The organism is Gaoshiqia sediminis, from assembly GCF_025907915.1.
GTDB classification, from domain to species: Bacteria; Bacteroidota; Bacteroidia; order Bacteroidales; family Prolixibacteraceae; genus Gaoshiqia; species Gaoshiqia sediminis.
Map to the genome: position 1 here is coordinate 28,686 of NZ_JAPAAF010000011.1, position 13,503 is coordinate 42,188.

The 13,503-nt window shown below is 46.6% G+C and carries 5 protein-coding genes; all 5 read left to right on the forward strand.

Features of this window, described 5'->3' with window-relative positions; genetic code table 11:
• Positions 1-106 precede the first annotated feature (106 nt).
• The gene (locus N2K84_RS09725; RefSeq protein WP_282591610.1) at positions 107-4,459 is read left to right on the forward strand and encodes a two-component regulator propeller domain-containing protein; all 4,353 of its coding nucleotides are present in this window, start codon (positions 107-109) and stop codon (positions 4,457-4,459) included.
• Between the two features lie 546 nt (positions 4,460-5,005).
• A complete protein-coding gene (locus N2K84_RS09730) occupies positions 5,006-6,721 on the forward strand; it encodes a hypothetical protein (protein WP_282591611.1) in 1,716 nt (571 codons plus the stop codon).
• Positions 6,722-6,746: 25 nt separating this feature from the next.
• A complete protein-coding gene (locus N2K84_RS09735) occupies positions 6,747-9,962 on the forward strand; it encodes a SusC/RagA family TonB-linked outer membrane protein (RefSeq protein ID WP_282591612.1) in 3,216 nt (1,071 codons plus the stop codon).
• Positions 9,963-9,990: 28 nt separating this feature from the next.
• On the forward strand, positions 9,991-11,748 hold the full coding sequence (locus tag N2K84_RS09740; protein WP_282591613.1) for a RagB/SusD family nutrient uptake outer membrane protein: 1,758 nt from the start codon (positions 9,991-9,993) through the stop codon (positions 11,746-11,748).
• Positions 11,749-11,838: 90 nt separating this feature from the next.
• Complete coding sequence (locus tag N2K84_RS09745) at positions 11,839-13,503, forward strand: arabinan endo-1,5-alpha-L-arabinosidase (protein WP_282591614.1); 1,665 nt, start codon at positions 11,839-11,841, stop codon at positions 13,501-13,503.

Below are 13,503 nucleotides of genomic sequence, written 5' to 3' on the forward strand. Positions count from 1 at the left end.
TCTTTTGGCAGCCTATCTTGTTTTATGTCTTTCGGCATCCACGTTTCCGTGATTTTTGGGCTGGTTCAGGCAAGCGGTATTTCCCTTTCTATTATCTTTGGAAACGATGAAAGAAACGGTATCTATACGATTGCTGACCTGCCTGATGATGGGTTTGTTACTTACTGCCAATCCAGCTATCGGTGCCGCTTTCCAATCGCAGTATAAGTTTCAGTATCTCACAGCCAACGAAGGGCTTCCTCAAAACACGGTTGATTGTATCCTGAAGGACAAGCGTGGTTTCATGTGGTTTGGTACCTGGAACGGATTGTGTCGTTACGATGGTTATTCGTTTAAAACCTACAAACGGGATACACATCCTGATGGACTGCACGATAATTTCATCCATGCCTTGTGTGAAGATCCGGATGGAAATATCTGGATCGGTACCGGCAAAGGCCTGGCCCACTTTAATTTCAGCACCGATCGGTTTGATCTACCCGGGAACCTGGAGCAAATTTTTGGTTCCATGACCATCAATCACCTGGCGTATGACCTACACGGCAGTTTGTGGGTAGGTACCGAGAACTACGGCATGTGGTTAATCAGCCGCGACGGTGGACAGTTGGTCCCGCAAAAGCTGGATGACAGTTTATTCCCCGGTAGGCACATCAACTGCATGGCTTTGGCCGGAGGCAATGCCTTTGTGGGTACTGAAAGCGGTCTTGCCGTGATGGATGCAGGCCAATTGGCGCTAAATCCGTCTTTTGGCGAGCTGGTGTATTCACTTCAGAATATCAATATCTTCTGTATTTTCATTGATTCGAAGAATACGATTTGGGTGGGTACTGATGTTGGCTTGTACCAGTACGAACCGGATATAACTGCCGTTTATTACTATTCGGGGCAGGTGAATTATCCCGGGGCGTTGGATCATCTTACTGTTACTGCTATTACCGAGGATCCGCTTGGTAATGTGATTGTTGGTACATTGGGCGGGCTCAATTATTTTAATCCTGCCGACCGTACATTTTTTCAGGTGAAAGGCTCTTTTTTCGATCAGGAAAACCTGAACAATCCCTTTGTTAATTCGCTGCTGGCCGACGAGCAGGGTAATGTTTGGATTGGTACCGACAAAGGTGGCGTGAATCAGTACAACATCCACCAAAAGCCTTTTGCTTCATTGCGTCACGATCGGGCCAACCCGAACAGTCTGAGCCATAATACCATCAACTCCATTTATAACGAAGGCGATGTGTTATGGGTAGGAACGGCCGGAGGTGGGCTGAATCGCATTACCGGGATGGGAAAACAAGTGGAGCGCTTCTATTTTGACGCTAACAATCCGGCCTCCATAGGGAGTGATTTTGTTACTTCGATTTACCGCGATGGCCGTAAAAATCTTTGGTTGGGAACCTGGGGAGCCGGTCTTTTCCGTCTTGTTTCGCAAAAGGAAAAAACTTTCGAAAATTTCCACTTCGATCCGGATTCTGCCAACAGCCTGTGTTCTGAGTTTGTATCATCAGTGATCGGCATGGGCGACGGGCAGCTTCTGGTGGGAACACTTGGCGGACTCGATCTGTTCAATATCGATCAAAAAAGCTTTGTGCATCTGCACGAAAGGATGAAAGTTCCTGATCCGTTCGAAGTAGGCTGCCTGCTCCTCGATCGGGAAAGTCATTTGTGGATTGGTACACGTCACGGACTTTACCGGCTGGATGCCGCTCAACTGAAAACAAGGGACGACCTTGTTGAGGTTGCTTCCCGGTCATACTTTAATAATGCAGACGATACGCTTTCGTTGGCAGGAAATTACGTGATTTCGCTGCACGAGGACCGCCAAGGAAACGTGTGGATAGGTACTTACGGCAATGGGTTTTGCAGGTACGAACAGAACGAGGTCGGCAAGGAAATATTCATTCGTTATACCGAAAAAGAAGGCTTGTGCAACAATGTTGTGTATGCCATTGAAGAGGACTTGCAGGGTAATTTGTGGTTAAGCACAGACAGGGGCCTTTCGAAGTTTAACCCGCTTACCGAGGAGTTTCAGAACTTCTTTGTTAAAGATGGGTTGCTGAGCGACCAGTTTTATTGGACGGCTTCGGATGCCGATGCGGAAGGGAACCTGTATTTTGGTTCGATTTCAGGACTGAACTATTTCAATGCTTCTGAAATTGACCGATACGAGAAAAATGTTAAACCTGTTTTTACCGAGTTTTCGGTTTTCAATAACCCGGTAAACATTGGACAGAAATACCATTCGAAAGTAATTCTGCCTCTGTCGGTAACCATGACCGAACGATTGGAACTTTCGTATAAAGATGCTGTATTCTCGATCGAATTCTCGGCACTCGATTATTTCCTGCCCGAAAAGGTAAGGTACCAGTATAAAATGGAAGGTGTTGACCAAAATTGGGTCGAGGTTCCCGCGTCCCGGCGTTTTGCCAATTATACCAACCTGTCGGGAGGCGAATATACTTTCCGGGTAAAGGCATCCAACAGCGATGGGGTTTGGTCTGACGAAGAAGCTACCTTGAAAATTGTGGTTCATCCGCCCTTTTGGCAAACAGCCTGGTTTCGGGTAATTTTTGTGTTGGCGATTACCTTGCTGGTGATGGCCTATATTCGTATGCGGGTCCGGTTTCTCAAAGAGCAGAAACGGAAACTGGAAAAGCAAGTAAAAGAGCGAACCGAGAAAATTGAAGAACAAAAGGAAAAGCTGGAACAACAAGCTTTTCGTCTGCAAAAAACCAACCAGCAGCTGGAAGAACGGCAGCGGTTGATTGAAGGGCAAAAGGTGGAACTGGAACTTCAGAACACCAAAATTGCTCAGCAGCGTGATGAGTTGATTGAGCTGAACGAAAAGGTAAACCTGGTGAACCAGTTGCGCTTGCGGTTTTTTACTAATATTTCGCACGAATTCCGCACCCCGCTCACCCTGATTATCGACCCGCTTGAGCAGTTGATGCGCAACCTGAAGGAAGATAAAAATACGGTCAACACACTGAAAATCATCAACCGGAATGCCCAGCGCCTGTTGCATCTGATCAACCAGTTGATTTACTTCCGCCGGTTGGAAACCGGGAAGATGAACCTTCGTGTAGCGAAAGGCGATCTGAAACAGTTTCTTTTTCAGGTTTTTGAGTCGTTTGCCGATTTGGCCCAACACCAAAAAATCGACTATCGGTTTCTGGCTGCCGATCCACCTGCTGAAACCTGGTTTGATGCCGAAAAGCTGGAGAACATTTTTTACAATTTGTTGTCGAATGCCTTCAAGTACACCCCCGAACAAGGGATGGTCAGTATGACGGTTTTCTATGCCGCCGAAGGAACTTTCGCTGAATTACCAGCTCCGCATGTGTGTGTCGAGGTGAAAGATTCCGGCCCCGGTATCGAAGCGGAGCATTTACCCTTCATTTTTGAACGTTTTTACCAGGCTCGTTCCGAAAAGAATACCAGTCTGAAAAGTTCTGGCATCGGGCTGGCGCTGACTCTTGAGCTGGTGCAGGCCCTTCATGGTCATATCCAGGTACTGAGTGAACCCGGAAAAGGAAGTCGCTTTTTGGTGCGCTTGCCTTATTTGCCCGGCCAGTTCGACGAAAAGGAACTAGATCAGACGGTTGTGCCTGCAGAAGTAAATTTGCAAGGTCGGGTGGACGTTTTGCTCGAAAATATGGTGTTTGTCAACGAAACGGAGCAGGAAGAAGCAGATGAACAGAAAAGGTCGAAACCGTTGGTGCTGATTGTGGAAGACAATTTCGATCTGCGCTCGTTCCTGACACAAACATTGAAAACTGATTACCGGATTCTGGGTGCCGAAAATGGGAAAGATGGTCTGCAGATGGCACGAAAATACTCACCCGATTTGATTATCAGCGATGTGATGATGCCGCTGATGGATGGTTTGGAATTGTGCAGTCATCTGAAAAAGGACATTCAAACCAGCCATATCCCCGTAATTTTGCTAACGGCGCAGGCGATGGTGGAAAACTGGATTGAGGGGCTGGAGTCGGGCGCCGATGATTACGTGCCAAAACCGTTTAACTTGCAAGTACTTCAGGCCAGGATGGTCAACCTGATTGAAAGCCGCAGACGATTGAAAAAGATGTTCAGCAGCCCGCAGGACAACGCGGTTTCGGATCTGACCACCAATTCGGTGGACGAAGAGTTTTTGTCCCGGGCTTACAGCATCCTTGAAAAATTTCACCAAAATCCCGATTTCTCGGCCAGCCAGTTCGCCAGCGAAATGTTTGTCAGCCGAAGCCTCCTGTTTAAAAAAATTAAGGCAATCACCGACTTGAATATTACCGATTTCATCAACTCCTTCAAACTGAAAAAGGCAGTTGTGCTTATCCGCGAAAGCAAACAGCCCATCTCCGATATCGCCTTTCAGGTGGGGTTCAACGATCCAAAATATTTTAGCCGCATCTTTAAAAAGTTCTATGGAATGAGCCCTTCTGAGTTTTCTTCGTCAAATTAGTATTCCCTTAAGTGTTTGTTTTTGTTTTGTTTGGGTGGGTGTGTCTTTGAATTCCTGTTTTGTCCACTTGAAATATCCTTTTGTCCTCCACAACTGTTTTAAGCAACCATACTTTTACGGTTGACGTATTTCAAATAACTAAACATACCAAACTTATGAGGACTCCAAAAGCTGTTTGTCTTCTCCTGCTTTTTTCTTTTGCAGGTCTGTTATTTATCCTACAAACAAACTCGTTTGTAGTACAAAAAGTCACAATAAAAAAAGACATTGATCCGAAGATCGGCGACGAACCCAAAAAGGGACCGCCGGAAATAATAACTGTTGATTTGGTACAGTTGAATGCTTCAGATTGAACCAACGCAAAAAATGGAACAAGTAACTACATTATCTGATCATGTAAATAGGGAATGGCAGTACCATCGAACTGTCGGATGACGAGGAAAACCTGGTAACCGCCCATATCGAGAAACTAAATCAGGGCTTAGGTTACAAAACTAAAGACACAGACATAGTTATAAAAAAATGAACTTAATCAAATTTGACTTTATGAAAACAACTAAACTGACAAGGTGGGCTTTGTGCGCAGCATTTTTGGCAGCACTAAGCTTAGTTGGGTGCGAGCAGTTGGATCCTTATTCAATTGATGCGCCATCTGACCTGCAGAGCAGGATCGACTCAATTGCGGCTGCGAAAGCAAGTATCGATACCGGTGACACGACTTACCTCAATATCGCTACAGCGATAGTCGGACCTGAAGATAATAGTGCCGGTTGGTGGGCTTACTTCTCTGATTATTTCACCATTCCTGCAAACAAGTTATTGCATTTAGAGTTTGTTAACCATGGTACCGGTGTTAACAACTGGAATAACTGGAATCTTGCTGTCGCCAATGAAATAGCAGATCGTGATGCCGACGGCTATGCGGAATACTTTGTTCTACGCTCTGATGCTTACGGCTGGGGTGGTGGTATGGTGGATGAAGGTTATGTTTACGATGGAGCCATGATTACCCAAAATTATCCCGACACGGACGGGGACGGCGATATTTGGAACGACTTCCGCACGACTATGCAAGGTGCTTCTGTTACGCTCGAAGTTGACCACTCGGCTACCGGCAATGTATTTGTAACAGCCACTGCCCTTGGAACAAATGGTGTAGAGCTGGTTCAAACCTATCAGCAACCGGTTTCTGCCACTGCCGATATTACAGCTTTCCTAATTTGTGATGGCAGCTATTTTGAGATGAAAAAAGCATACCTTATTCCTTCTAAAGTTACGGTGGTAGAAGATGTTAATCCGGTTTCAATCGTTGTTGACGGAGCTCCTGCATTTGTTGAATTAGGTAATGAAGACTTCTGGGGTAATGCAACCGCAACAGTTACTTACGCTGACGGATCTTCTGCGCAAGTTGATACTGCAGATATATCATTCAATGTTATTCCTGATATGACAACTCTTGGAGAAAAGACAGTTGTTCTGGCTTATAGCAAAACGAAGCAAGGCGCATACACCGAGGCTGTATCAACCTTCTATACGCTGGAAGTAACCAACTCTGTTCAAAGTCTGGAGGTTACTACTTTGCCAAACATAACCACATACTACTTCTATAACAGCGATTCTATCATATTCAACAATGCAGGTATTGCCGTAACAGCTACCTATTCAGACGGTACAACAGGCGTCTTACCCAACGAAACGCTTCAGTTTGGCAAGATTCCGGCTGCCGAAGGTGCTCAAAGCGCTGTTATTTCTTATGTTGGTGCAACAAGTACAGTTACTACAACTTGCCCGCTAACTCTTGTAAAGGGAATAGGTCAGGTAGGTGCCACTGACTTCTCTACCGCTTGGTGGACGGCATTCTCTGATGACTATACAGTTGCATCAGGTTCGAGCAAGACAATCATCATGTACTGCTACTCCAATGGTCTGGCGAACTGGAACAGCCCTAGTACAATTCTTCGCAAAGCTGACATGACTGAAAATGCTGTGGTTCGGATGGACAACTTCGGATGGGGCACTGGTTATGCCACAGCTACCCTCACAAATGACTGGAATTGGGATGCATTCACCTCAAATATAAGTGGTTCGAGGGTGGCCATCACCGTTACTAATAATGGTGACAATACTGCAGATATACTTTACACTGTTACTTATGCCAACGGCGAAACACATTTCCAAAAATATGCGGGTATAACAGTTGACAGTTCTGATCTGAATTGTGCACTCGTATTAGAGGGGGCTTATCTCGTAATTGTCGAATAATCATTAAGATAAAAAAATTTATACTATGAAATGTTTTTATTTATTCCTGTTGGGATTGCTGGCATTCGCAACGGCAACATACGCAGAAGGTAACGGCAATGCCGCCCAGATGCCAATGGCTCAACAAGACAACATAACTGTAAAAGCTAAAGTCGTTGACGAAAACGGCGAATCGCTTCCAGGCGCAACCGTAATACAAAAAGGTACATCCAATGGTACCATTACCGACATGGATGGTAACTTCACCCTTGTTGTTTCTTCTGATGCTACGCTGGTCGTATCGTTTGTAGGTTACAAAAACCTGGAAGTAAGCGTTGGCGGAAAAACGGAACTTGGCACGATTGCCCTGATTTCGGATATGATAGGACTTGAGCAAGTTGTTGTAGTGGGTTACGGTACACAACGCAAGGTTGACCTCACCGGTTCAGTTGCGATTGTCAACACCGAAGAGATGAAGAAAGTATCGAACTCGAACATCTCAACCATGCTCGAAGGCAAAGTTGCCGGTGTTCAAATTACAACCGACGGACAACCGGGGGCCGACCCTACAGTTCGTATTCGTGGTATCGGTTCATTCGGCAGCACCTCTCCGCTCTACGTTATTGATGGAGTACCGATGGGAACAACCATCCGCGATTTCTCGCCAAACGATATCGAAACCCTTCAGGTATTGAAGGATGCTTCTGCAGCTGCCATCTATGGTTCGCGTGCTGCTAACGGTGTAGTTATCATCACCACCAAGCAGGGAAAAAAGAACCAGGCCATGAAGGTTGACTATAGTGGCTATCTCGGTCTCGACCAGGTGCAGAAAGATGTGTACGATGTGATGGATGCCAGGCAATATGGTGAATACATCAAAATGGCCTATGGTAACAGCGGTATGGATGTTCCCGGCGGGTACGATCCGTTTAGTGACAACTATTTATATACAGCTGACGGTGAAGCATTGGTGAACACCAACTGGTTCGAAGAAGCGTTCAAAACGGGTGTTCGTCAGAATCACAACATCAACCTCTCCGGAGGTGGTGCAAACAATACGTACAACATCGGTCTTGACTACTACGGGCAGAAAGGAACAATGGAAGGTGCGGGGCCTAACTTCGACCGTTACACCGCCCGTGTCAACAATGCGATGGATGTTAAGTTTATCAAAATCAAAACGAACATCGTGTATAGCCACAGCGATCAGGACAATATGGCTCTCAGTAACGCCAACGAGTACGTAGCGGGCTTATATGGTGCGCAATATCCGGTCATGGCTTCGGCCCTGATTACACCTCCAACGATTAAAGCGTACGATGAATCGACCTGGGTGCTAGACGACAAGATTTCGGCTGCATCAGAATACAGCTACGACTCGTACGGTTTTGGTACGTATTATGACGACGTTCATGGCGACTTGCGTGTAACCAACGTTTTGCTCACCAATAGTTTGCTGAAACGAAATTCGAAAGTTGACCGCATTGTTGCTACCGGTTCTGTCAACGTTGACTTGATGGATATGTTGGGTATCAAAAGCAAGAATCACAAGTTTGCTTATAACCTGAACCTGTCGCAGAGCAAAACCTCGGTCAAAAACATGACCTTCGTACCGGCATTTATCCAGAGTACAACAAACTACTTGTCAAAAAGCAGTGAGATACTGACACATCAGACTGTTAACTACAGCGATGGATTGATTGAAAACACCCTGAACTACGATGGTAGCTTCGGCAAAAGCAAAGTCAATATGGTTGTTGGTCAAACATTTGAACGCAATTACCAATACATCCTTACAGGCATAGGCTATACCATGTCCGAACCATACTATTTGCATTTGAACAATGCCGAGGAGAGTGATGCAACAAGCTATGAAAGCGAAAGTGGGCTGGCGTCGTATATCGGTCGTATCAATTACAATTTTGATGAGAAATACCTGCTTTCGGCAACCGTGCGTCGAGATGCTTCCAGTCGTCTTTCGTCTGCCGACCGTGCGGATTGGTTCCCGTCTATTTCAGGAGGTTGGCGTATCGAACGTGAAAACTTCTTCCCGGTAGCCGAATCGACGATTAACCTGCTGAAGATTCGCGCCAGCTACGGTGAATTGGGTAATATTTCGAACCTTGGCCCATACGACTACATGCTTACGATGTTTAGAAATGACTATACCTATAGCTTTGGCAACGATAAAGTTACCGGTTCATCAATTTCAAACTATGTAAACGAAACGATTAGATGGGAAAAAAAGAAGATGCTTGACCTTGGCCTCGATCTGGCGATGTTCGACAATAAGTTAGAGTTTACCTTTGGTTACTACAAGGCAATATCGGACGACCTTCATTATGATGTGCCGGTTCCGGCGGAGGCTGGTGTTACCAACGCAACGGTAAAGATGAACGCAGCAACCATGGAGAACTCCGGTTTGGAATTCCTGCTTGCTTACCACAATCGCGATCACGCTGTTAAGTTTGATGTCTCAGCCAACTTATCGACCCTGACGAACGAAGTAACCAAGTTGGGTGTTTTAAATAATCCGATTACCAGTGGCTACAGCCGTACAGAGGTCGGCCGTGAAGTGGGTGAATTTTACGGCATGGTTGCCGAAGGTATCTTCCAGTCGCAATCGGAAATCGATAATAATTACAACGATGAAGGCGAATTAGTGACACAGAACGGAGCACAAGCGGGTGATGTGAAGTATAAAGACGTGAACAACGACGGTACAATTACCCTTGAAGGTGACCAGACTTTCCTGGGCAGCGGTCTCGCCAAGATTCATTACGGTTTGAATTTACGTGCTGAATACAAAGGTTTTGACTTGAGCGTTTCGACTTATGGCGCAGCCAAATTCAAAGCAGTCGATTTTCTTGATGTCACCTTACGTGGCTCATACGGTGCACTCAATAAAAGCGTTGATTTATTGAATGCCTGGACAACAGACAACACAAACACCAATGTGCCCCGTGTCGCCTACAAGACGTCAAGTTCAATCACCAACGATTTGTTCAGCCAGCGTTTCATCCAAAATGCCTCTTATCTGAAAATAGCCAACATCGAGTTGGGCTATAACTTCCCCGACAAGTGGTTTGGTGGTTATGTCAGCGGTGTCCGGATGTATGCATCAGCTCAGAATGTGACAACATTCTCGAAGTATAAAGGTTACAACGTCGACTTTGCCGGAGGTACCATGACTCCGGGGTACAACTATGCTTCGTATCCAACACCACGGACCATCATGTTCGGTGTAAACTTGTCATTCTAACTACAAAATCTAAAAATTGGGTAACACTATGAAACGTTTAAATATAATTCTAACCCTATTGGCGCTTATCGGTGGCATGACTGCCTGCGATGACCAACTTGATGTTACGAACCCGAACAGCCAGACAACCTACGATTTTGGCGATTCTGAGTCAGAATTACAAGAAGCTGTTATTGCCTGCTACAACCGGATCCGCCTCGAAGGTACTTTTGCCCGCGTTGGCTACACGATGGATGCTGTACGTGGCGACGAAGTTTGGAACTCATCGCAACAGTGGTATATCAACTACGATAACCTCAATTCACCGGGTACCATCGAAATTGGTGACCAGTGGATGTGGCGCGATAACTACCATGTTGTAAACCGCTCAAACTTTGTCTTGGCGAAAGTCGACGGCGTTTCGATGTCGGAAGATTCTTATAACCAGATAAAAGGACAAGCGCTATTCCTCCGGGCTTTGGCGTACTATAACCTGGCTACCTATTACCAGACTGTTCCGTTGTTTTCTGATTATACGGATTATGCGGATATTAATACCATGTTTGCTGCCAATGCCACGCAAGACGAGGTGTTCGACCAAATAGAGGTCGACCTGACAACAGCGATGCAGATATTGCCATCGCGCGATGAAGGTGGCGAATGGGCTAAAGGCCGTGCTACTTGCGGCGCTGCTGCCGGTTATTTGGCGCGTGCGCTAATGTTCCGTCATAAATTTACGGAAGCTTATGATGTTCTGAAAGACATCATCGCCGGTGAGTTTGGACATTACGAACTAACAGCCGACTATGGTGACAACTTCCGGGAAGGTTCGGCCTATGAAAATAACTCGGAGAGCCTTTTCGAAGTTCAATTTATGGACTATGGCACTGGTGGTACCGACGAAGAGTGGACTCCGGTAAACATTAGCTCGGAAGCTACTCAGGGCCATGCTGTTGAAAGTAACTACGCATCGCAGCAACTAGGAAGCTGGGGCGACTTGGCCGGTGCACCCTGGTTATATAACCTGTTTAAAAAAGAGAACAGTACCGATGGTCGCCTCGACCCGCGTTTATACTGGACATTGGTTACCTACGAGCCGGAGTATAACAGTTACAACGGACTGAAAACGGCAGCTTATCCGGATGGAGACCCTCGCAGCAATACTGTTTATCAACAGGAAATCACCGCAACTCCGGTATCAAACACGTCTCAGGGAGGTATATCAATCGCTAAGTTTACCAATGCGCGAAACAACATCTACAGTTCGATTACAAACGGCTTGAAATGTGGTGTCAACCTGCGCCTGATGCGTTACAGCGATGTTTTACTGCGCGCTGCCGAATGCGAAAATGAAATCAATGGTCCAACTCAAATTGCTATCGATTACATTAACGAGGTGCGTAACCGTGTTGCCCTGCCGGATCTTAAACTTGCTGATTTTACGTCGAAAGAAGCGCTTTTCGAACAAATCGCCAACGTTGAACGCCCGAAAGAATTCGGTTGCGAAAATGGTCGCGGCATCGACTTGCTCCGTTGGGGATTCTTCTACAATTCCGGTCGTCTGAATCAGTTGGTTGAACATGCTTATTATAAGCTTGATGGCACGGCTAATACCGATGAGCTAACTGCCGAAACCGCCAGCGGTTCATCGTTCCAGTACTACTATCCGGGACATGAATATTTCCCGATTTATCAATCTACGCTGAATGCCAACCCCAACCTGGTCGGTAATTCGGCTAACAAGAATGAAGATAACGGACCTGCTTTCTTTGAAAAAGGTTATACTGTACATCCTGTGGTAGATTAATACTTGTTCTCTGAAATCAGAGACTTCCTTGTCCGCAGTTTTTTAGATTGCTGATAAGGAAGTCTTTTTAACTATGAAAACACATCAGACATGAAACTAAAGAATTTACTGTTTTTATCGGTTAGCATCGCAGCGCTATTGTTTGCGGGGTGCAAGGACGAAGACTTTGAGCCCGAAGATGATGATACCGGCACCGATACCGATTTCACCATTCCAAGCTATGCCGACGATTATTCATCCATATCATCGTGGGCGAACCGGAGCCAGTGGAACCTGGCTAACGTGCACGACCCCTCGGTGGCATACTACAAAGGCTACTACTACATGTACGGTACCGATGCCTCATACGGTAATGCCCACGAAGGACACGGACATTTCCAGGGCAAACGTTCAAAAGACCTGGTAAACTGGCAATGGGTAGGCGGGCCTTTTTACGATCCACCCAGCTGGGTCGCCGACTCGCTCAATGCCATCCGTTCGCGCATGGGGCTTGAAGCCATTGCCGCTGACGATATACAGTACGGCTACTGGGCACCGGTAGTGCGCCGCGTCAGCGTTGGGGGAAATGAGATTTTGCGCATGTACTACAGCATTGTTATCGATAACTACATCAAAACCGGTAAAGCCAACACTGCGGCCAACTTTGATGGAAGCTGGACCGAACGTGCTTTTATTGGCATGTGCGAATCGACCGATCCCGCCGGAGCGGTATGGGAAGACAAGGGCTATGTGACCTGTTCATCATCGGATCGTGGACTAGACTACAGCCGCTCCAGTACAAACGATTGGAACGCCTATTTCTACTACAACGCCATCGACCCAACCTATATCGTCACACCCGAGGGTGATCATTACCTGATACATGGTTCATGGCATAGCGGCTTTGCCCTGTTGGAAGTCGATGCAACAACCGGTAAGCCTTTCAACAAACTCGGTGAGCCCTATGCCAGCAGTGCAAGTGAACTGGTTTCCCGCTATGGTGTACGAATTGGCACACGCACTGACGGTTCGCGCTGGCAGGGCAGCGAAGCGCCCGAAGTTATCTACAAAGACGGCTACTACTATTTATTTATGGCCTACGACGGACTCGATGTACCTTACAACACGCGGGTAGTTCGGAGCGAAAACATTGAAGGACCTTATTACGACATCACCGGTCGCAACTTTACCAATGGCCGTGGCGATTGCTATCCCATCGTTACCCATCCTTATAAATTCAATCTGAGCTACGGATGGGTGGGTATCGCGCACTGCTGTATTTTCAAGGAGGAGGATACCGACAACTGGTTCTATATGTCGCAGGGACGTTTGCCGGTGAATGTTGGCGGAAATGCCTACTCCAATGCCATTATGATGGGGCATGTACGCCGCATTGTGTGGTGCCCGGCCTCCGCAGGCGAGCCCAATAACCTGTGGCCGATAGCCTTGCCCGAACGTTACGCCGCCGTACCCGATTACGGCACAATAACTAAAGATTCGCTTGTAGGAACCTGGGAGCACATCAACCTGCAATACACCTATGGCCAGCAAAATAGCGCATCTTCGCTGACCCTCAATACCAATGGCACCATGTCGGGGGCACTGACCGGTAGTTGGAGCTACGATGCCGCTAAAAAGCAGCTCACTCTGGGCAATGTAATTGTGTGTGTTGAGCGTGAAGTGGATTGGGATGCAACCCCGCGCGTGGTCACCTTTGTGTATGCCGGAACGGAAAAAAATCTGAATGCGACTTATTGGGGCAAAATGAAAAAATAA

Bases quoted from the DNA above. Each gene is read 5' to 3' on its own strand.
- N2K84_RS09745 (WP_282591614.1), top strand. From the start codon at position 11,839: ATGAAACTAAAGAATTTACTGTTTTTATCGGTTAGCATCGCAGCGCTA.
- N2K84_RS09740 (WP_282591613.1), top strand. From the start codon at position 9,991: ATGAAACGTTTAAATATAATTCTAACCCTATTGGCGCTTATCGGTGGC.
- N2K84_RS09725 (WP_282591610.1), top strand. From the start codon at position 107: ATGAAAGAAACGGTATCTATACGATTGCTGACCTGCCTGATGATGGGT.
- N2K84_RS09730 (WP_282591611.1), top strand. From the start codon at position 5,006: ATGAAAACAACTAAACTGACAAGGTGGGCTTTGTGCGCAGCATTTTTG.
- N2K84_RS09735 (WP_282591612.1), top strand. From the start codon at position 6,747: ATGAAATGTTTTTATTTATTCCTGTTGGGATTGCTGGCATTCGCAACG.